The sequence below is a fragment of the Iodidimonas nitroreducens genome (assembly GCA_000710935.1).
Taxonomy (GTDB): Bacteria; Pseudomonadota; Alphaproteobacteria; order Sphingomonadales; family Rhodothalassiaceae; genus Iodidimonas; species Iodidimonas nitroreducens.
The window spans coordinates 120,638-141,403 of the sequence record BAYV01000010.1 but is presented as its reverse complement, the minus strand read 5'-3'; the positions used below and the strand labels follow the sequence as shown (position 1 = coordinate 141,403).

General features: G+C 55.6%; 24 protein-coding genes. 3 read left to right on the top strand and 21 right to left on the bottom strand.

Features of this window, described 5'->3' with window-relative positions; translation table 11 throughout:
- Positions 1-5: 5 nt before the first annotated feature.
- From AQ1_RS04850 to AQ1_RS04830, 5 genes are all read right to left on the bottom strand, one after another.
- Positions 6-464 (bottom strand): RidA family protein, encoded by a 459-nt coding sequence (locus AQ1_RS04850; RefSeq protein ID WP_042084782.1) that lies wholly within the window; start codon positions 462-464, stop codon positions 6-8.
- An 88-nt stretch (positions 465-552) separates the two neighbouring features.
- On the bottom strand, positions 553-1,287 hold the full coding sequence (locus AQ1_RS04845) for a GGDEF domain-containing protein (protein WP_081837086.1): 735 nt from the start codon (positions 1,285-1,287) through the stop codon (positions 553-555).
- A gap of 165 nt (positions 1,288-1,452) precedes the next feature.
- Positions 1,453-2,349 carry an ROK family protein gene (locus AQ1_RS04840; protein ID WP_313982333.1) on the bottom strand — a complete coding sequence of 299 codons (897 nt, stop codon included), beginning with the start codon at positions 2,347-2,349 and terminating at the stop codon, positions 1,453-1,455.
- A gap of 5 nt (positions 2,350-2,354) precedes the next feature.
- Positions 2,355-3,050 (bottom strand): hypothetical protein, encoded by a 696-nt coding sequence (locus tag AQ1_RS04835; protein ID WP_042084780.1) that lies wholly within the window; start codon positions 3,048-3,050, stop codon positions 2,355-2,357.
- Positions 3,051-3,174: 124 nt separating this feature from the next.
- Complete coding sequence (locus tag AQ1_RS04830; protein ID WP_052370962.1) at positions 3,175-3,426, bottom strand: DUF3572 domain-containing protein; 252 nt, start codon at positions 3,424-3,426, stop codon at positions 3,175-3,177.
- A 215-nt stretch (positions 3,427-3,641) separates the two neighbouring features.
- Here AQ1_RS04830 and AQ1_RS04825 point away from each other — a divergent pair, with 215 nt between their 5' ends.
- On the top strand, positions 3,642-4,016 hold the full coding sequence (locus tag AQ1_RS04825) for a response regulator (RefSeq protein ID WP_042084778.1): 375 nt from the start codon (positions 3,642-3,644) through the stop codon (positions 4,014-4,016).
- Positions 4,013-5,392 carry a PleD family two-component system response regulator gene (locus AQ1_RS04820; protein ID WP_042084777.1) on the top strand — a complete coding sequence of 460 codons (1,380 nt, stop codon included), beginning with the start codon at positions 4,013-4,015 and terminating at the stop codon, positions 5,390-5,392. The genes AQ1_RS04825 and AQ1_RS04820 overlap by 4 nt, the downstream gene beginning before the upstream one ends.
- A 258-nt stretch (positions 5,393-5,650) precedes the next feature.
- Here AQ1_RS04820 and rpmG read toward each other — a convergent pair whose 3' ends face one another.
- Positions 5,651-5,818 (bottom strand): 50S ribosomal protein L33, encoded by a 168-nt coding sequence (gene rpmG / locus AQ1_RS04815; RefSeq protein WP_042084776.1) that lies wholly within the window; start codon positions 5,816-5,818, stop codon positions 5,651-5,653.
- 198 nt (positions 5,819-6,016) lie between these two features.
- On the opposite strand from rpmG, the gene AQ1_RS04810 reads away from it, so the two are divergent.
- Entirely contained in the window at positions 6,017-6,784 is a 768-nt protein-coding gene (locus tag AQ1_RS04810; RefSeq protein WP_052370960.1) for an Hpt domain-containing protein, read from the top strand.
- Positions 6,785-6,818: 34 nt separating this feature from the next.
- On the opposite strand, the gene AQ1_RS04805 is transcribed toward AQ1_RS04810, so the two are convergent.
- The 15 genes from AQ1_RS04805 to fliG form a co-directional block, all read right to left on the bottom strand.
- The gene (locus AQ1_RS04805) at positions 6,819-7,178 is read right to left on the bottom strand and encodes a hypothetical protein (RefSeq protein ID WP_150007441.1); all 360 of its coding nucleotides are present in this window, start codon (positions 7,176-7,178) and stop codon (positions 6,819-6,821) included.
- A gap of 184 nt (positions 7,179-7,362) precedes the next feature.
- Positions 7,363-7,695 (bottom strand): Grx4 family monothiol glutaredoxin, encoded by a 333-nt coding sequence (gene grxD, locus AQ1_RS04800; protein WP_042084772.1) that lies wholly within the window; start codon positions 7,693-7,695, stop codon positions 7,363-7,365.
- Positions 7,696-7,792: 97 nt separating this feature from the next.
- Positions 7,793-8,029, bottom strand: coding sequence for a BolA family protein (locus AQ1_RS04795; RefSeq protein WP_042084771.1), 237 nt, complete (start codon positions 8,027-8,029; stop codon positions 7,793-7,795).
- Between the two features lie 121 nt (positions 8,030-8,150).
- Complete coding sequence (gene purL, locus AQ1_RS04790) at positions 8,151-10,406, bottom strand: phosphoribosylformylglycinamidine synthase subunit PurL (protein WP_042084769.1); 2,256 nt, start codon at positions 10,404-10,406, stop codon at positions 8,151-8,153.
- Positions 10,407-10,447: 41 nt separating this feature from the next.
- Entirely contained in the window at positions 10,448-11,143 is a 696-nt protein-coding gene (gene purQ / locus AQ1_RS04785) for a phosphoribosylformylglycinamidine synthase subunit PurQ (protein WP_042084767.1), read from the bottom strand.
- Positions 11,144-11,154: 11 nt separating this feature from the next.
- Positions 11,155-11,394: a phosphoribosylformylglycinamidine synthase subunit PurS gene (gene purS / locus AQ1_RS04780; protein ID WP_042084766.1), complete on the bottom strand. Its 240-nt coding sequence runs from the start codon at positions 11,392-11,394 to the stop codon at positions 11,155-11,157.
- A 5-nt stretch (positions 11,395-11,399) separates the two neighbouring features.
- Complete coding sequence (gene purC / locus AQ1_RS04775) at positions 11,400-12,176, bottom strand: phosphoribosylaminoimidazolesuccinocarboxamide synthase (RefSeq protein ID WP_042084765.1); 777 nt, start codon at positions 12,174-12,176, stop codon at positions 11,400-11,402.
- Between the two features lie 164 nt (positions 12,177-12,340).
- Complete coding sequence (locus AQ1_RS04770) at positions 12,341-13,135, bottom strand: MinD/ParA family protein (RefSeq protein WP_042084763.1); 795 nt, start codon at positions 13,133-13,135, stop codon at positions 12,341-12,343.
- Position 13,136: 1 nt separating this feature from the next.
- Positions 13,137-14,165: a flagellar biosynthesis protein FlhF gene (locus tag AQ1_RS04765; protein ID WP_042084762.1), complete on the bottom strand. Its 1,029-nt coding sequence runs from the start codon at positions 14,163-14,165 to the stop codon at positions 13,137-13,139.
- Positions 14,166-14,207: 42 nt separating this feature from the next.
- Positions 14,208-16,328, bottom strand: a complete 2,121-nt coding sequence (gene flhA, locus AQ1_RS04760; protein WP_042084760.1) for a flagellar biosynthesis protein FlhA — start codon at positions 16,326-16,328, stop codon at positions 14,208-14,210.
- 85 nt (positions 16,329-16,413) lie between these two features.
- Entirely contained in the window at positions 16,414-17,799 is a 1,386-nt protein-coding gene (gene flbD / locus AQ1_RS04755; RefSeq protein WP_042084758.1) for a sigma-54-dependent transcriptional regulator FlbD, read from the bottom strand.
- A 52-nt stretch (positions 17,800-17,851) separates the two neighbouring features.
- Positions 17,852-18,613, bottom strand: a complete 762-nt coding sequence (locus AQ1_RS04750) for a motility protein A (protein WP_042084756.1) — start codon at positions 18,611-18,613, stop codon at positions 17,852-17,854.
- Positions 18,614-18,618: 5 nt separating this feature from the next.
- Entirely contained in the window at positions 18,619-18,981 is a 363-nt protein-coding gene (fliN, locus tag AQ1_RS04745) for a flagellar motor switch protein FliN (RefSeq protein WP_081837084.1), read from the bottom strand.
- Entirely contained in the window at positions 18,981-19,652 is a 672-nt protein-coding gene (locus AQ1_RS14410; protein WP_052370958.1) for a FliH/SctL family protein, read from the bottom strand. The genes fliN and AQ1_RS14410 overlap by 1 nt, the downstream gene beginning before the upstream one ends.
- Positions 19,653-19,741: 89 nt before the next feature.
- Positions 19,742-20,758: a flagellar motor switch protein FliG gene (gene fliG, locus AQ1_RS04735; RefSeq protein ID WP_042084755.1), complete on the bottom strand. Its 1,017-nt coding sequence runs from the start codon at positions 20,756-20,758 to the stop codon at positions 19,742-19,744.
- Positions 20,759-20,766: the final 8 nt, after the last annotated feature.

Here is a 20,766-nt window from a genome sequence, read left to right as displayed (position 1 = left end):
GGTGATCAGGCGATTTCCACCAGCGCATCGATTTCCACCGGCGCATTGAGCGGCAGGGCATTAACACCCACGGCCGAGCGGGAATGGCGGCCCTTATCGCCAAAAACCTCAACCATCAGGTCCGATGCGCCATTCACTACCTGTGGCTGCTGTTCAAAACCATCAATGCAATTCACAAAGCCGCCCAGCTTGACGATTCTTTGCACCCGCTCCAGATCGCCATCACAGGCGGCTTTTATTTGGGCGATGATATTGATGGCGCACATGCGGGCGGCGATGGCCGCTTCTTCGGTGCTGAGATCGGCCCCCACCTTGCCTTTTCTCAAGCCCTCCGCATCGATGGGAAGCTGGCCGGAAATGCTCATCAGATGGCCGCTTTTGACGAAGGGAACATAATTTGCCAAAGCTTTGGCCGGGGCAGGCAGGACGATGCCCAGTTCAGTCAGACGTGCTTCCACGGTCATTTCATGGCTCCCATCAAATGGATTGATCCTGCCTCGTGATTAGCAGGCCTTGATCCATCCTTCCAGCCTTGATGATGGGAAAAAGTGTTTATCGGCGGGCGCGTTTGTTTTGATACATCGCCCGGTCCGCCTCGAAAAGCAGGCTGTGCAGATCGGTGGATTTTTTGATCGCACTGATGCCAAGGCTGGCTTTGACCTGCAGATTCTGCCCCTGATAAAAAACGCTCTTGCGGGCGATGGTCTCTTGCAGGCGGTGAAGGGCTTCCCGTCCGCCATGATGTTTGCAGGGCATCAGGATAACCGCAAATTCATCCCCCCCAAGGCGCGCGGCGCAATCGATGCTGCGCACGCTATTGGCAAGGGTTTGGCCCACGATTTTGAGGATTTCATCGCCGGCCTGATGGCCAAAGCGATCATTGGTCTCTTTGAATCCATCAAGATCAAACAGCCCCAAAACCCCTTCTTCTTCATAGCGATGCGCGCGCGATAAAGCACGGCCCATGGCGTCTTCAAAGCCCCGGCGATTGGCAAGCCCGGTCATTTCATCGGTCAGCGACAGGGTCAGAAGCTGGGCGATACGGGCCTGCTGCTCGGCAATGGTTTGTTCCGCCGCCGCTGCATAGCTCAGAAAATCCGAGATGAGGCCGATATCCGGTGCGCCTTCCTGATGGCTTTCGGATGGCGCCGCTTTGGAGGCTTTTTCTGTGGCCATCAAGCGCTTGCGGGCGGAGCGGATCGGATCCTTGGCGCGCAGGCTCAAGGCCTGCGGCAAAGGCATGGGCTGGGTTTCAAAAGCAGTGTCAGCGAAAAGGGCCTGGCTCATAAAATCATTCCTCTGATCGGTTTCTCTCGACCTGATGGAAGGATATAAGCACAAACCATGCCAGATGGAAAAATCAAGCTAAAGCGGGCTTTTGCATCCTAGATTAAGCTTATTTTGGAAAGATTTGCCGGGTGCGCGGCCATGCTTGCCGGTTTTTGGGCCGGTTCAGTGATCAACCCAAAGCCATGCGGCCCCGCGTACACCAGAGCTATCGCCATGCACATTGCGTTTGAATTGGGTCTCCACATGATCGGAAAAGATATATTCACCCCAATATTTGGGCACATTTTCATAAAGGCGATCAATATTTGAAAGCCCGCCGCCCAGAACAATGACATGGGGATCAATAATATTGATCAAGGAGCCCAAGGCTTTGGCCATGCGCCGTTCATAGCGCTGCATGGTCTGTTCCTTTTGCGGCGTATCTGCGGCGGCGATTTCCGGCGCGGTGAGGCTTTCCCCGGTGCTGCGAAGATGATCATGGACCAAACCCGCGCCACACAGATAGGCTTCGATATTGTTTTCACCGCCCTGATAATAGGAAAAGCCCTGCAATTCATGCTCATCGGGAGAGGGCAGGGGATTATGCCCCCATTCGGCGGCAATGCTATTGGCCCCTTCGATCACATGCTGATCGATCACCAGCCCGCCGCCGCAGCCCGTGCCCACAATCACCCCAAACACGATTTCCGCCCCCTTGCCCGCGCCATCGATGGCTTCGGATAAGGCAAAGCAATTGCCATCATTGGCAATTTTGATCGGGCGGCCCAATGCGGTTTCCAGATCGCTTTTAAAGGGTTTGTCATTCAAGGCGGTGGCATAGGCATTTTTGATCAGCCCGGTTTTGCGCGAAACCACCCCCGGCGTGCCAATGCCCACGGTTCCCGGATGACCCAGCTTATGCTGCACCTCTCCGATCAGATCTACGATGGCTCGCACCGTTTCTTCATAATTTTTCGAAGGGGCCGGACGCCGGGTGCGAAGCAGTTCTTCGCCCTCATGAGAAAGCGCCGCGATTTCGATTTTGGTGCCGCCAAGGTCGATGCCGATATGCATGGTCATGGGTTTCAGAATCCGTTTGCTGTGAGATGGGTTTCGATATGATCAACGCAAAGAGGCCAGCGATCGATCCGGTGATGGCTATCGGGGGCCGGGCCGACCAATCCGGCAAGCCGCTGATCAGCCACAAAATGAATGCGATGCACATGATCTGCGTGTTCGGCCACCGATGCATGCTGTTGGGGCAGATCATCGAGAAAGATGGCCGGCGCCTGATGGGTGCGCAGAATATGGGCCACCATCGGCCCTTTGGGGCCATGATTGGAGAGCACCGGCAAAGCCATGCCGATTTTTGCCAAAGCCTGTTCCCGGCGCAGGCGCAAAATATGGGGGATATTGCTGACAATCACCATCTGCGCCCGCTTTTGCAGATGGCGAACGGCATCAATCGCCCCATCCACGGCCTTGCTGTGATCCACCACATGTTGCAAAAACTGATCCACAAGGGCATGGATCTGATTGCCTTCGACAAGGCTTTGATCATCATGCCGGCGGATATTGCCAAACAGGGCGAAGCTTTTGAAATCAAGAGCATAGCCGCGCTCTTGAAGCCAGCCTTCAAAAGGCAGGGCGAATTGCAAAAGCACCTCATCGGCATCGCATAAAATCAGCGGCAGTGCCGGGTCGAGGTCCAAGCCTTCGATCAAACCCAGACTTTCGGGCAAAAGCGGGCCGTTTTCATGATGGATAGATTGTTTAGACATGATCGTCTCATAGCCTATTGCAGGCGGGTGGCAAAGTCCCGAGCGCGTGAACAGGTTCAGATAATGCGACAAAAGGGTGATGTGCACGCATAATCTTGCGTGCTTACGAAAAATTTATAAGGTTTCAGTCGAAATCGGGGCCATGAAGCCCGTGGCGGGCCAATCCCGGTGCGGTGGCATCGATCCCGGTTTCCTGGGTGAAGGCCAGAAGATCCTTTTCATTGGCCAGCAGAAAATCAAGGACGGCACAGAGAAAATCAGGATCCTGGACCTGATCGCGGATCTGATCGGCGGTGATCCCGCTCAAATCCAGAAAACGACCGCGCAGGGTTTCATCGGCAAGGATGAAAGCCAAAGCCTGCAAAGCCACCGCCATGAAAAATTCATGAGAAGGCGCCTGATCGGCACCGGGCTTGTGATTTTTTATGTGGGATTTTATCTGAATTGAAATAAACCTTTCTTTAGGATTGAAAAGTTAGGGTTATAATCAGTTTCACGGCGATCTGATGCGTCGCGCTCTGGTGCATCATCGAATTTTAAGGTCTTTTGCAGCTATAGTTTATCTCAGTATAGATAACTGATCGGATTCCAATGGCGAAGAAAATTCTCGTGGTCGAAGATAATGAGCTTAATATGAAGCTCTTTTGCGATCTTTTGGAAGCACATGATTATGAAACCATCCAAACCAGGGATGGCATGGCGGCTTTGGAACTGGCCCGGGATCATCGCCCGGATCTGATTTTGATGGATATCCAATTGCCCGAGGTCTCTGGCCTTGAAGTCACCAAATGGATCAAGGAAGATGAAGACCTTCGCTTGATTCCGGTGATTGCCGTGACGGCTTTTGCCATGAAGGGTGATGAGGAAAAAATCAGGGAAGGCGGTTGCGAGGCTTATATTGCCAAACCCATTTCGGTGGGCCAGTTTCTCGAAACAATCAAACAGTTTGCAGGTGATAATACATGACAGCCCGCGTGCTGGTCGTTGATGATGTTCTGCCCAATGTAAAGCTTCTGGAAGCCAAGCTTGCCAGCGAATATTTTGATGTTTTGTGCGCCACATCCGGCCCCGATGCCCTGGAAATCGTTCAGCGCGAGCAGCCCGATATCGTTTTGCTCGATGTGATGATGCCGGGCATGAATGGCTTTGAGGTGTGCCGCCATATCAAAAGCGATCCCAAAACCAATCACATTCCTGTGATCATGGTAACCGCCTTGGATCAGATGAGCGACAAAGTCGCAGGGCTTGAAGCCGGGGCCGAGGATTTCCTGACCAAGCCGGTGGATGACATTGCCCTTTTTGCGCGGGTGAAATCGCTGGTGCGCCTGAAGGTGATGATGGATGAACTGAAAAACCGCGAAAATACCGGTGCCGTTCTGGGCTGGGTTAAGGCCGAAGAAGAGCGGGAGACGTTTCAGCCATCCAATACATCGATTCTTTATGTGGATGATAATGAAAAAGTGGCTGCAAGGGTGGGGCATATGCTGTCTGAAATGGCCAGCGTCACCCATTCCACCGGCGGCGAAAATGTGGCTGATCGGGCGCGTGAGAAAAATTATGATCTGGTGATCGTCTCTTTATCCATGCGCGAAACTGATGGCTTATGGGTTTGTTCCAAGCTGCGATCTTATGAAGAAACCCGCAATGTGCCTATTCTGGTCGTAGTGGATGATAGTGAGCAGGGGTCGCGGCAATTGGTGCGGGCGCTTGAAATGGGCGTCAATGATTATCTCATCCCCCCGGTGGAGCGCCTTGAATTAATGGCTCGGGCCCGCACACAGGTGCGGCGCAAGCGCTATTCGGATCGTTTATGGGAAAATTTCCATCTTTCGATGCAATTGGCCACCACCGATGCGGTCACCGGGCTTTATAATCGCCATTATATGAACAGCCATCTGGAAACCCTGCTGCGGCAATCCAAAAAAACCAAAAAAACCCTTTCCCTCGTCATGTTGGATATTGATCATTTCAAGCCGGTGAATGATACTTATGGCCATGCGGCAGGGGATGAAATTTTGCATGAATTCGCCCGCCGGATTGCCCGCAATATCCGGGGTGTGGATTTGGCCGCGCGCTTTGGTGGCGAGGAATTCGTGGTGATCATGCCCGATACCCTGCCCAATGATGCCGGGGTGATCGCCGATCGCTTGCGTCAAACCATCAGCGATGAACCCTTCATTATCAGTGGCGGCAAGGAAGTGAATATCACGGTCAGCCTAGGTCTTGCTTTTGTGGATGCCAGCATCAAAAGCACGGCCGATCTTTTGGAACGGGCCGATGCGGCGCTTTACCAGGCAAAGCATGAAGGGCGGAACAGGGTGGTGATTGCCAGCGCCGCCTGAATCCCTTAGCGCACATTCTACTCCGCTTTGCTGCAAATGGTGGCTTTCTGCGCTTCCGGTTCTCATGTACGCCGATGTACATTCCGTTCCGGTTCTCGAAATCCACCATTTTCGCTGCTCAGAGCGAATGTTCGTTCAAGTCCCCTGAGGCCCTTAGCGCGCATCCGCTTTGCTTTGCGGCAATGCGCCATAAAAAAAGCCGGAAACGCGGGGGACGAGCCCAGCGAATCCGGCAATTTTATAAAATCAAGAAAAGCCTTATTTGATTTTGGCTTCTTTGAAATCCACATGCTTGCGCACCACGGGATCATATTTGCGAAGCGTCAGCTTCTCGGTCATGGTCCGTGGGTTTTTCTTGGTTACATAAAAATAACCGGTGCCCGCGCTGCTCACGAGCTTGATTTTAATGCCATTTGGCTTGGCCATCGCGGGAACTCCACCGTCTTTTTGGTGTTGATGCCAACAGGGTGTTTCCTGTGGCTGAATCGAAGGCGCAAACATAGAGCCAGCACCGGATTTGTCAAGCACTGTGACGGATTTAAAAAGTGCCAGAATGTTAGAAGTTTTTTGACCCTTTGCCCTTACTCATGGATAAAGCCCATCAGCATGGAGTTTAGAGAGATTATGACATCCGATCTGCCCAGCCTTGAAGAAGCCGCCCAGGAAGCCCTCGATGCCATCGAGGATCGCTCGATCCAAATGAGCGGCATTCTGGCGGATGTCAGCCATCAAAAGCTGGATAAAGCCACGGCTGTGGCGGTCATGCGTCAACAGGCCCATTCCATCAAGGGGCTGGCGGCCAGTGTTGGTGTCAATATGATCAAGGTTCTGGCGCATCGCTTTGAGGATTATCTCGGCAATGTCAGCGGGATCGAAGGGCGCGTTCTGGCGGATTGTCAGGTTTTTGTGGATCGCATCAGCGAAGCTCTTGATGGGCGACTCAATGCCAGCCCGGAAGAAATCGCCCGCTTCTGTCGCCGCTTGCCCGCTAAAGGCTCTTTCGATGTTGAAGATGTGGAAGTGCGCGATATCGAAGTAATGCTGGTGATGACCGAAGGGGCCGCCACCAATTTCGTGACCCGCGAACTGGCTGAATGCGGTTATCGCATCGTTAATGTGTGGTCGACAGTGGATGCGCTGGCGCTGGCGGCGCAAATGCGCCCGGATCTGGTGATCGTCTCTAATTTCATGCCCGAACTCACCGGGATCGATTTTGCCTGTGCCCTTCTGGCCATGCCGTCCACCAAAGGGATTCCCATTGCCCTTCTCACCAGTGAAAAGCGCGGACATGTAAAGCTCGAAGGCTTACCCGATCAGGTGCCGATCCTGTCGAAATCATCGAAATTTGCCGATGATGTGGCCGATGTTTTTTCCAGGCTGGGCCTGCTTTAAAGATGCGGCTGCGCTGATATTGCAACCAGCACCTTCATGATCTGATCTGCGAAAGGCTAAATCCATCGGGGCACACCGCCCGCACATGAAAGCCACGCTTGTCGCTGCCTTTTAACGCCATCCAGCCTTGCGTTTCCCCAATCCGGCACCCTTTTGCGCGCAAAGTGCTGGCCATGGCGACCATGCTATCGAAGGCCGCATCACGATCCCCCATGCGGCGACTTATCGTGATCCGTGTTTCACCGTCTTTGAGATCGGACTGTCTGCTGCTTTCCATGGGTCCGTCATATGGAGGCGAGCGATCCTCGACATTGATCGAACAGGCGGATAAGGCCATTGCGCTGCCGAGCAGGGCGGGGGCGATAACAGATGTACGCCAAGACGTTGAGATCATGAATGATGGCTCCGATGGGGTAAGGTGAATATATATTTTTGATATATTCGTATTGGTTATATGTCAAGTTGATATTATGAGAGCGAAGGGTTGAAGGGGGTTTTCTGTGCCAGAATAAGGCAGAAAAAAAGCCCCGGCAAAAATGCCGAGGCTGATCATTGCAGCAGGATAAGACCTGAAGCAATCAGGCTTGTGCCTTGATGCCTTGTTCTTCAAGCAATTCACCCAATTCACCATTGGAAAACATTTCGCGGATGATGTCGCAGCCGCCAACAAATTCCCCCTTCACATAAAGCTGGGGGATGGTGGGCCATTCGGAATAGGCCTTGATGCCTTCGCGCAATTCGGGATCAGACAGCACGTCATAAGCTTTGAACGGGACGCCGATATGGCTCAAAATCTGGACGACGGTTGACGAAAAGCCGCATTGCGGAAAAACCGGTGTGCCTTTCATGAACAGCACCACATCATCAGCCTTCACATCCTGAGCGATGCGGTCGTTTATCGTTGCACTCATTTTCATACTCCATTGTGGGGGCACTGAACCCCATATGAGAAATCAGACTGAAATTGTCCAGCTTTGAATTGCACAGAGCCGGTACTTTCGGTGATTTTCAGTCTTTTGGGGCTGATGTCTGGAGCGCAAGGGCGTGCAGCTCTCCCCCCATGCGGCCCTGCAGGGCATTATAGACCATCTGATGCTGCTTCACCCGTGGCAGCCCCTTAAAGCCATCATAAACCACATGGGCGGCATAATGATCGCCATCGCCACGCAAATCTTCAATATCCACCTGCGCCCCGGGCAGGGCTTCACGGATCATGCTTTCGATATCGCTTGCGGACATGGGCATTGGATCATGGTCCTTTTCATCGAGATGTTATGAGGGATAATCTAGGGCATCTGATGCTTTGGCTCAAGCACCGGTCCTGCATATTTCAAAAGGCTTCAGCGACAAGGATCGATAGCGCGCTTCAGCTTTCGGCTGTCAGATTTTGGGCCATCAGATCGGGCATCCAGCCTTCATGGGCCGTGCGAAGATCATCGAGGGGCAAATCGCACAGCCCGGAAAGCGCGATCCGATCCCCACCGCATTGGCCGATGATCCGGGCAGGAACACCCGACTTTTTGGCGCGTGCCAGAATATCGGGTGCCAGATCGGGGGGAACCGCCAGCAGCATGCGCCCCTGATCCTCGCCAAATAAAGCGGCATGAGGGGGCAGTTCAGCCTCTGACAAAGCCTTGAGATCGACCGAAACCCCAATATGGCCGGCCAAAGCCATGGTGCATAAAGCCACCGCCAGCCCGCCATCGGATAGATCGTGAACCGTATCGATCAGGCCGCTTTCGATCAGGCTGCGCACGAAATCGCCATTGCGCCGCTCGGCACCCAGATCCACCGGCGGAGGCGCGCCAATCTCTTGCCCGTGAAACTGCCAAAGATAAAGGGACGCGCCCAGATGGCCTTTGGTCTCTCCGATCAAAATGAGCTGATCATCCGCCCGCTTCAAGGCCAGAGTGGCGATATGGCTGGCATCGTTGATCAGGCCGATGGCCCCCACGGCAGGGGTGGGGAGAATTCCCGTGCCATTGGTTTCGTTATATAAAGAGACATTGCCGGACACCACAGGCATATCAAGGGCACGGCAGGCTTTCGCCATGCCTTCGATGGCCCCCACGATCTGGCCCATGATCTGCGGCCGTTCGGGATTGCCGAAATTCAGACAATCGGTGATCGCCAACGGTTTTGCCCCCACGGCGCTGAGATTGCGAAAGGCTTCTGCCACGGCCTGACACGCCCCCATTCGGGGATCGGCCGCCACATAGCGCGGGGTGCAATCGGTGGTGATGGCGAGCGCCTTATTCGTGCCATGCACCCGCACCACGGCGGCATCGCCACCGGGGCGCTGCACCGTATCGCCCATCACCATATGATCATATTGTTCCCAGATCCAACGGCGCGAGGCGCCATGCGGCCCCCCCATCAAGGCGAGCAGGGCCTGGCCATAATCGGCGGGCGGGGGGCATTCATCCGCTGCCAAAGAGGCGCGTTTGGCCGTTTCCACATGCGGGCGATCATAGATCGGGGCGTCTTCGGTCAGGCTGTCCACCGGAATATCGGCCACGGTCTCGCCCTCGAAAACCAGTGTCAGTCGGCCTGTATCGGTGATGGTGCCGATGATCGCGAAATCCAGCTCCCATTTATGGAAAATGGCTTCAGCCTCGGCCTCGCGCCCGGGCTTCAAAACCATCAGCATGCGTTCCTGACTTTCAGACAGCATCATTTCATAAGGCGTCATCCCGCTTTCACGGCAAGGAACCTTTGATAAATCAAGGCGAAATCCAACCCCGCCTTTCGAGGCCATCTCAACCGATGATGAGGTGAGCCCCGCTGCCCCCATATCCTGAATGGCAATGATCGCATCGGTGGCCATCAATTCAAGGCAGGCTTCGATCAGAAGCTTTTCGGTGAAAGGATCGCCCACCTGCACGGTGGGGCGCTTCTCTTCGGTATCTTCGCTGAATTCAGCCGAAGCCATGGTCGCCCCATGAATGCCATCGCGCCCGGTTTTCGATCCCACATAAACCACCGAATTGCCCACACCGGCAGCGGCGGAATAAAAGATTTTGTCTTGTTCGGCCACACCCACGGTCATCGCATTGACCAGAATATTGCCATTATAGCTGGGGTGGAAATTGGTTTCTCCCCCCACCGTGGGCACCCCCACGCAATTGCCATAGCCGCCGATGCCTGCTACCACCCCTGCCAGCAAATGCCGGGTTTTGGGATGATCGGGGGCACCAAAGCGCAAGGCATTCATGTTGGCCACAGGCCGTGCGCCCATGGTGAACACATCGCGCAAAATGCCGCCAACACCGGTGGCCGCGCCCTGATAAGGCTCGATGAAACTGGGATGATTATGGCTTTCCATCTTGAAAATCGCCGCCTGCCCATCGCCAATATCCACCACACCGGCATTTTCTCCCGGCCCGCAAATCACCCATGGGGCGGTGGTGGGCAGCTTTTTCAGATGCAACCGCGATGATTTATAAGAACAATGCTCAGACCACATCACCGAATAAATCCCCAATTCGGTGAGATTGGGGGCGCGGCCCAAGGCCTTTAGTACCCGCTCATATTCTTCCTTATTCAGCCCATGATCCTTGATCATCTGAGGGGTGATAGGCGGCTGATCATTGTGATTGGAAGGGGGGGCGGAATGCGTCATGAGGGGCTTTTCATCATCTGCTATGAGGGCTTAGGCATTGGTCAGGCATTGGCGAGTGCGCCGAGCACGCCTTCAAAAAGCGGGCGGCCATCCATGCCGCCATGGGCGGGTTCGATCATCCGTTCGGGATGGGGCATCATCCCCAAAATCGTGCGATCTTCATTTAAAATCCCGGCGATATTGCCCACCGATCCATTGATCCCATGATGGGCGTCGATCTCGCCTGCAGCACTTGCATAGCGAAAGGCAATGCGATCTCGATCCTCCAAAAGGGCCAGATCATCGGGGGCGATGATATAATTGCCATCATGATGGGCCACGGGCAGGCGGATCACCGACCCTTTTTCATAAGTTTGGGTAAAGGCGCTTTGGCTGGTTTCAACCCGCACATGCACATCGCGGCAGATGAAATTCAATCCGGCATTGCGCATCAGGGCACCGGGCAAAAGGCCGATTTCGGTGAGGATCTGAAAACCATTGCAAACCCCCAAAATGGGCACGCCGCGCCGGGCGGCTGCAATCAGCGCGGGGATGATCGGGGATCGCGCGGCAATCGCCCCGCAGCGCAGATAATCACCATAAGAAAAGCCGCCGGGCAGGGCAATGAAATCCACATCGGGAAGGCTGGTTTCCCCATGCCAGACCGCCTGCGGGGGCTGCCCGGTGACCGCAGCTATGGCGACCCGCATATCACGATCACAATTAGAACCGGGAAAGGTGATCACCGCAGTTTTCATGGCCAAAACCCCTAGTCCAGATCAATGCTGTAGCGTTCGATCACCAGATTGGCGAGCAGGGCTTTGCACATCTCATCGAGCTGTTCCATGGCTTTCGCACGATCGGTTTCATTGAGATCGATTTCGATATATTTGCCCTGCCGCACATCCTTCAACCCCTGAAAGCCAAGATGATCAAGAGCATGATGAACGGCTTTGCCCTGTGGATCGAGAACCCCCGATTTCAAGGTGATATGAATGCGCGCCTTCATCGGCATCAATCCTTTCGTGCGGATCTGTTTTCGCCGCCTGCAATATCCCTGATATCGGCGCTTGGCAAGACACCAAGGCGACGCGCCACTTCCTGATAGGCCTCGATTTCGCCGCCCATATCCCGGCGGAACCGATCCTTATCCAGCTTTTCATTGGTTTTCATATCCCACAGGCGGCAATTATCGGGGCTGATTTCATCGGCCAGAATGATCTGCATCAGATCATCGGTATAAAGGCGGCCAAATTCCATTTTGAAATCCACCAGCCTGATCCCGATAGCGGCAAATAATCCGCATAGAAAATCATTCACCCTCAGGCACATATGGATGATTTCATCCAATTCGAAATCCTGCGCCCAGCCAAAAGCGGTGATATGCTCTTCGCCAACCATGGGATCGCCCAGTGCATCATCCTTGTAATAATATTCAACGATTCCCCGCGGCAGGGGCATGCCTTCTTCCAGCCCCAGTCTTTTGCAGATCGAACCGGCAGCCACATTGCGCACCACAAATTCCACCGGGATGATTTCCACCCCACGCACGAGTTGTTCGCGCATATTGATCCGGCGGATGAAATGGGTGGGGATGCCGATGGCATTCAATTGGGTGAACACATGTTCTGAAATGCAATTATTGAGCACCCCCTTGCCCTGCAGGGTGGCGCGCTTTTGGGCATTGAAAGCTGTGGCATCATCCTTGAAATACTGGATCAAAGTGCCCGGTTCCGGCCCTTCATATAAAATCTTGGCCTTGCCTTCGTAGATTTTGTTGCGACGAGACATAATGGCTCCTGCTCAGCCCCATGGCGGGGCGAAAAGGGGGCGGGGCGAAAAGGGTGAGGATCACCCCGGATGAGGATAGGCGCGCGTGTTATCAGTGAAATCGCGCGGACCATAGCCCAAGCCCATGTTGCATACAATTGCCGAGTTGATTGTGCGGCTTTTGATCAGGATGTCATCGCCGGGGCGGTGAGCAGGCGGATGATATCGCCAATGCCTTCGGCGGCTTCCGATTGGGGGTGACGCACCAGCAGGGGCACCTGATGGCGGATGGCATCGCGCACCTTACTATCCTGACGCACCACGGCGGCCAATGGCGGATTGGTTTTGAGGAAGGTTTGGCACACCTTGCGGATGGCTTCATAGGTGCGTTCGCCTTCGCGCCGATTGCCCGCCTGATTGACGACGATGCGGATATCGGCTTCGGGCATTCTTTGCACCGTCAGCTTGATAAAGGCATAGGCATCGGTGAGCGAAGTGGGATCGGGGCTCATCACCGTGAAAATCCGCCCTTTGTGCCGGGAAAGGGTGGTTACCGATGGATCGATGCCCGCCGCCAGATCAAGGATCACATGATCATAATCGGCGGCGGCTTCAATCAGTCCGGATCGGAGCGCGACCAGCGTTTCGCGGGTGAGGCTGCCCAAAGCCCCCGAGCCTGATTTTCCCGCCAGCACATCAAAACAGCCCGCGCCGAAATCTTCTTCGTCATAGCGGGTGATGGCGTCCTTGATGGAATATTTGCCTGAAATCACATCGCCGATATCGCGCTGAGGGGTAAGCCCAAGCTGAATATCCACATTTGCAAGCCCCAGATCGCCATCAAATAACAAAACCCGGCGGCCCATGCGCGCCAGCATATGGGCAAGGGTGGTGGAAAGCCATGTCTTGCCAACACCGCCTTTCCCGGATGCAATGGTGATCAATTTCTTTTCAAGGTCTGGATTGGGTGTGGGCGTCATCTTAAGATATCCGCTCTTTTGTGCGATTACGGGATTTGGCGGCGGGCAGGGTGGCAAAAAGCCGGGCCAGCATCAGCGGTGCCGGGGTTTCTAAAGGATCGGCGACATAAGGGCTGCGGCTTAAACCGGCAAGGGATAAATGCCCCCCCCGGGCAATAGACAGCAGGCTGGCATAGCGCCGGGCACCATCGAGCCGGGTGGCGATAAAGCGCCGGGTGCCCATCTGGGCAAAGATTTCAGCAATATCGGCGCTTTCCGCCGGATCAAGGCCCGCTGGCAGAACCAGAACCGGCTCGGCATCGGCGGCCTTCAAAAGCCTGACTGTGCGCTCCAGTTCATCCATGGAATAAGGATTGATGCCGCAACTGTCGATCAGCGTCAGTTCCGGCGGCGCGCCTTTGTGGATGGCCTTTGCCAGCGCCGCTTCATCCTGCGCGGTGATCACCGCCACATCCATCAATCGGGCATAATGTTCAAGCTGATGCACACCGCCTGATTTCACCGTATCGGTGGTGATCAGCCGGATCGAATGGCCATTGACCCGGGCTTCAGCCGCCAGCTTGGCCGCGGAAACCGTTTTCCCCGCACCGGGCGGACCCACCAGCATCACCGGGCGGGGTAAGGCAAGGCCAAGGGGGGAAAAACCGATCAGGCTTTCAAAGGAATGGGCCAGGGCATCGGCAAGGCTTGCGGCATCGAAAGCCTGAGCCATCGAAATCACCCGATCCGCAAGTTCATAAGGCAGGCCATGATGGCTGATGGCCGCCTTCAGATCGGCGAGATCGAAATCCCGGGAAACGAAAGCCGGACCACGGCGCTCATCTTCGGTGGCGGGGCTGGGGGGCGGGGCGGTGATGGCGGGGGCCTGGGGTTCGGGCAGGGCTTCATTGTCACTGGCCGCAGTCACCCGCACGCCGGTCCCAGCCTTGCCCTGCTCCACAGATAAAATGATCGCATCCGGCCCCAAAGCCTCGCGGACCTGAGCCATGACCTCTTTCATCGATTTGGCGCTGAAGGATTTAAGACGCATGATTGCCCCTGTCTTTGCGCTTTTGGCCAGCTTTCATGGCGATCATACCTGTCCCAATGTCCGGATTTTGGCTTTTGGATGAATTTCGCTTTGCGACATCACCGTGGTGGCCGGTCGCACCCGTTCGATGATCGATCGCACATAGGGGCGGATGCCGGGGCTGGTCATCAAAACCGGGGATTCTCCTCGGGCGGCCATTTTATCATAGGCATCGCGCAGATCACCCATGAAATTCTGCAGCAAGGTTGGGGCCATCGCCAATTGCCGATCCTCGCCCTGGCCCACCAGCGATTCGGCAAAGGCCTGCTCCCATTTCGGCGATAGGCTCAGCAGGGGGATGAAGCCGTTTTCGCTGCTATGGGTCGAGGAAAGCTGGCGGGCAAGACGCGAGCGCACATGTTCGGCGATCAGCACGATATTCTGGGTGCTGCCGGCGGTTTCGGCGATGCCCTCCAGAATGGTGGGCAGATCGCGGATCGAAACGCGTTCGCTCAACAGGCTTTGCAAAACCCGCTGGATGGTGGAAAGGCTCACCTGATTGGGCACCAGATCACTCACCAGCTTTTGCTGTTCTTTGGGCAGATCATCAAGCAGCTTCTGGGTTTCGGCATAGGATAAAAGATCGGGCGTATTATCCTTGATGATTTCGGTGAGATGGGTGGTGACCACGGTTGCGGCATCCACCACCGTGTGGCCACGGAAAGACGCTTCTTCACGCATGGAGTCTTCGATCCACGTGGCGGGCAGGCCAAAAGCCGGTTCGGTGGTTTTCTCTCCGGGCAGGTTCACCGGTTCGCCGCGCGGGTCCATCACCAGCAAAAAGCCGGGGCGCACTTCGCCGCGCGCCGCTTCGGTTTCCTTGATGCGGATGGCATAGCTGTTGGTGGGAAGCTGCATATTATCCAAAATCCGCACCGATGGCATGACAAAGCCCATTTCGCTGGCCAATTGTCGGCGCAGGGCCTTGATCTGATCGGTCAGGCGATAGCCGCTATCCTCATTGATCAATTGCAACAGGCCATAGCCAAGTTCCAGCCGCACCATATCGATCGCCAGCGCCGATGTGATGGGCTCTTCCTTGGGTTTTTCCTGTTTGATTTCCTGGGCGCGCGCGCTGTCGTCGGTTTCTTTTTTCACCCGGGTTTTGCGATCGATACTGAAGGTGGCATAGGCCAAAGCCCCGCCCAATATGGCAAAGGGTAGAAAGGGCAGGCCGGGCATCAGCCCCAAAAGAAACAGCAAAGCGGCGGAAATGCCCAAAGCTTTTGGATAGGCCGATAATTGCTCGGTCAGGGCTTTATCGGTGGAGCCTTCGGCTTTGGCCTTGGTCACCAGCAACCCGGCGGCGACCGAGACGATCAGCGCCGGAATCTGGCTGACAAGGCCATCGCCCACAGTCAGCACGGTATAGCGATTGACCGCTTCCATGAAGGTGAGATCATTGATCGCAATGCCAACGATCATCCCGCCAATGACATTGATGAAGGTGATTAGCAAACCGGCAATGGCATCGCCCCGCACGAATTTTGCTGCCCCATCCATGGAGCCGAAAAAGCCGCTTTCGTCTTCCAGCTCTTTGCGCCGGGCCTTGGCTTCGGTTTCATTGATCAGCCCGGCGGATAGATCGGCATCGATGGCCATCTGCTTGCCGGGCATGGCATCAAGGGAAAAGCGCGCGGCCACTTCGGCGATCCGGCCCGAGCCTTTGGTGATCACCACGAAATTGACGATGATCAGAATGGCGAAAACGATCACCCCGATGATCACCGTGCCGCCCATCAGAAATTCGCCAAAGGCCTGAATGACCTGCCCTGCCGCATCGGTACCTTCATGGCCATTGGCCAGAATGAGCCGGGTAGAGGCCAGATTGAGCGACAAGCGCAACATGGTGGCGATCAGCAAAATGGTAGGAAAGGATGATAATTGTAGGGGTTTTTCGATGAACAGGCTGGTCATCAGCACCATCACGGAAAAGGTGATGGAAACCGCGAGCGCAAAATCCAGAAGCCATGAGGGCATGGGCAGGATGAGCATCAGGATGATGCCCATCACCCCCACTGCCATGGCCACATCGGTGCCGCGCGCCGCCCCGAAAAGCGAGGTGAGGCTGGCACTGGCGCTGGCGGCCCCCTTGGCCGGGGATTTTGTGGTGGCGTCGCTCATAAGATCAGCGATCCCCGATCATGCAAGATGCCTTTGAAAGGGGATCTGGATCGACCCGGCGGGATGCGGCTGGCCCATTTCATGCTCATGACAGGGATGCCCTTGCCCCTTCGCCGGGGGCCGGAACCGGCAGCCCTTCGGATTGATACTGATTGAGCTTGTTGCGCAGGGTGCGGATGGAAATGCCAAGGATATTGGCAGCATGGGTGCGATTGCCCAAACAATGTTTCAAGGTATCGATGATCAGATCGCGCTCCACATCGGCCACCGTGCGGCCTACCAGCGGCACTCCGCCGGCCGCGCCGCCTGCCATGCCATCGGTGGAGGCATCGCTTGGTTGCGCGCTTTGCGGGCTCCCCTGATAGTGCGGGCGGCTGCCATCGGGCAGCGAAATGGCGTCGGGTCCGATTTCTGAACCACTGGAAAGTAAAACAGCGCGATGGAGGGTGTTTTCCAGCTCACGCACATTGCCTTGCCATCGATGGGCCCGCAAAATCGCGCGCGCCCCTTCGGAAAGCGGGCGAAAGGGGATGGAATTCATCTCGGCATATTTATGGGCGAAATGATCGGCCAATGCCTCGATATCGGCCGGACGTTCGCGCAAGGCAGGAATCCGCAGATTGACCACATTCAGCCGGAACAAAAGATCCTCGCGGAAGGTGCCTTTTTTCACCTCTTCGGCCAGATCGCGGTTGGATGTGGCGATGATGCGGATATTGATCTTGACCGGACGAGCACCGCCCACCCGATCAATTTCGCGTTCCTGAATGGCCCGCAAAAGCTTGGCTTGCAGGCGAATATCCATTTCCGAAATTTCATCAAGGAGCAAAGTGCCGCCATCGGCTTCCTCGAATTTACCGATCCGGCGCGCCACGGCCCCGGTGAAGGCCCCTTTTTCATGGCCGAATAATTCCGATTCCAGAAGATTTTCCGGGATCGCCGCGCAATTCACCGAAACAAACGCCTGTTTTGCGCGATGGGATTTGCGATGCACCAGCCGGGCAAAAACCTCTTTACCCGTGCCGGATTCGCCAGTGATCAGAATGCTGGCTTCCGAAGGGGCCACCTGTTCGGCAAGGCGCACCACCTGCCGGGTCACATCATCGCGGACGATGAAGGTGTCGTCTTCTTCGGCCACCGCTTCCAGAACGGCGGCGATCAATTCCGCATCCGGGGGGAGGGGAATATATTCCTTCGCCCCATTGCGGATGGCCTGGGCCGCCGTGCGGGCATCGGTGCCGATCCCACAGGCGACGATGGGCACGGAAAAATGCTCGGTCTTCAATTGCTCGACAATGGCTTTGATATCCAGCGCCACATCCACCATCAAAAGATCCGCCCCTTTGCTTCTCAGGCTATCAAAGGCCATGTCCGGATCGGTGGCATGGGTGACCCGCGCGCCTTTTTTCACGGCAATCGCCGATGCATTGCCCAATTGGCCATCCAGTTTTCCTATGATCAGCAAGCGCATGGTTTGTCTCCTGTCCCCGGCTTGCCTTTTGGGGCAAGAGGGCGATAATCGGTCATTTGAAGTACATGACTTTATTGGTGGGTGGTAAAACCGTATTGATCAGCATCTCAAGGCGGCGCGGATTTTCCTGACGGCTCATCGAAGCGGCCCCCATGGCATAAACGGTATTGAGAATGGCTTCATCCGATGCCATGCGCTCGGCCTTGGCGGCCAGCGGGATGAACACCAGATGGGCCAGAATAGCGCCATAAAGAGTGGTGAGCAGGGCCACCGCCATGGCCGGGCCGATGGCCGAAGGATCATCCAATGATCCCAGCATCTGAACCAGACCAATCAGCGTGCCGATCAGCCCCATGGCCGGGGCCACTTCGCCCGCCCGGCGCAGGATTTCGATGGCCCGCAGATAGCGATTGGCGGCTGCATGGTTTTCTTTTTGCATGATGCTTTCGGCTTCTTCGGGGCTTGAACCATCCAGAATCAACTGACAGGCATTCATCAGAAACGGGCTGTCTCCCAACGAAGGCATCAGCTTTTTCAAAATGATCAGGCCATCTTTCCGCGTTCGTTCGGCCAGCTTTAAAACGGTGATCGCCGCCAGAGCCGGATCACGCTGAGGTTCGATCAGCAAGCGCCATAAAGTGCGCGGCATCTCCGCCAGTTCCCGGCCTGAAAAGCTGATCGCCGTGACCGCCAAAGTGCCAAGAACAACGATGAGCATTCCCGCGCCATTGATGAACGCCGCCGGTGCGCCCCCAAGGGTCACTGCAGCGGCCAAAAGGCCAAAAGCTGAAAACAGGGCGAACAGCGCAATCATGGGTTCTATGCCCTTTCGGTTTTGATGATTTCGGTCATGGTCACCCCCAGATGATCTTCGACCAGAACCACTTCGCCGCGGGCCACGAGCCGGTTATTCACATAAATGTCGATGGCCTCGCCGATTTTGCGATCCAGTTCCAGCACTGCGCCCGGGGCCAGCTTCAAAAGCTGGCTGACTTCGAGATTGGCGCGGCCAAGAATGGCCTGCACCCGCACCGGAACATCAAAGACCGGCTCCAGATCATGGGCGGTGCGCTGTTCGCTATCCTCATCGGCGGCTGTGCCACCGGCGGATTGCAATTCCTGATAATCAACGCCGGTGGATGCCTTTTCACTGCCGTCATTTTCGTTGTCTGTGTCTGCCATTATTCAGTCTGCCCAATTTGTGCCCCGGATGGTGCCTGCGGGGCTTTTCTGTCGGTTGTGGATTGATGATCGTCTTTGGCCATGAAGCGCCCGACGGCCGCCTCGATCTGCTTATGCAAGGCGGCCTGATCACGCTCGGCCCCGCCATCGGGCCATTCCACCCGGCAATCCAATGGCCCCAATGCGGGATCATCGAGTAAGATAATCTGCCCGGCGAAATGATTGTTGATTTTCAGGGCATCAAGCCGTTGGCCCAGGGGTTCTGCCAGGCTTTCATGAACCCGCACCACCAGCCTTGGTTCGCGCCGGGCGCCATCAAGGCAATCGGCAACAAGGGCCTCGATCTCGGCCAGCGGATGGTTTTTCATCAGGGCTGGCGACAAGGTGCGGGCAATGGCATGGGCAAGGTTTGCGGCATCGGCTTCAAGCTGCCGCTCCAATTCCTGCCGTTCCTGGGCCAGATCAGCGCAGGAGGCAATCAGCTTGTTCAAGGTTTGAACCAGCGTTTGCTCCAGTTCCCGCAATGCCTCTGCCCGTCCGGCGGCATGGCCCTCCCGACGCCCGGCTTCCCGCGCTTCGCCGATCTGCCGACGCAGATCATCAAGCTCTTCTTGAACTTTGTCCTGCCGATTATCGCCAAAACTGGTATCGAAATTATATTTTATGGGCACGATATCGCCTCATTGGGGGTCTTGCGGGCTTTGCGGGGCCGTGTGCGGGTCATGCGATCAGGCATGAAGTCCGGGCAGATGATGGGGCCTCAATAAATCAGTTCGTCTTCTCCCTTGCTGTCGGTCAGCATGATCTCGCCTTCTTCGGCCAGATCCTTTGCCTTATTCACCATGGCCATCTGCGCTTCATCAACATCGCGCAGGCGCACCGGTCCCATGGCTTCCATATCTTCGCGCAGAATTTTCGCCGCCCGTTCCGACATGTTCGAGAAAAAGAGATCGCGCAACGTATCGGATGCCCCTTTGAGGGCAAGGGCAAGCTGGCCTTTATCAACATTGCGCAAAAGTGTTTGCACCCCACCGGGATCGAGCTTGGCCAGATCCTCGAAGGTGAACATCAGGGCGCGGATACGTTCGGCGCTTTCGCGGTTTCTGTCTTCCAAAGCGGTCAGGAAGCGGGTTTCTGCATTGCGATCAAGATAATTGAAAATCTCGGCAATGGTTTCATGGCTGTCGCGTCGGCTGGTGCGGGCCAGATTGTTCATGAATTCGATGCGCAGGGTTTGTTCCACCTTGTCGATAATATCCTTTTGCACCGCTTCCATGCGCAGCATCCGCATGACCACTTCCATGGAAAAATCTTCCGGAAGCACCGAAAGCACGCGGGCGGCATGTTCGGCCTTGATTTTATTAAGCACCACCGCCACGGTTTGGGGATATTCATTCTTTAAATAGCTGGCCAGCACCATTTCATTCACATTGCCCAGCTTATCCCACATGGTGCGCCCGGCGGGGCCACGGATTTCTTCCATGATGGTATTAACGCGATCCTGGGGCAGAATTTTCGACAAAAGCCGTTCGGTGCTGTCGAACGAGCCATTGAGCGATCCGCCGCTGGTCACATCATGAGAAAAGCCGGTGAACAGGGTTTCCACGGCCTGCGCCGAGACCTGACCCAGATTAGACATCACCACCGACAATTCGCGCACTTCTTCGTCGCTCAAAAGCTGCCAGATGGGTTTGCCGAATTCTTCGCCAATCGCCAGCATGAAGGCGGCTGCCTTTTCAGGCCCGGTCATTTTGGCGAGTTCTTTGCTCTCGGTCATGGGGTGAT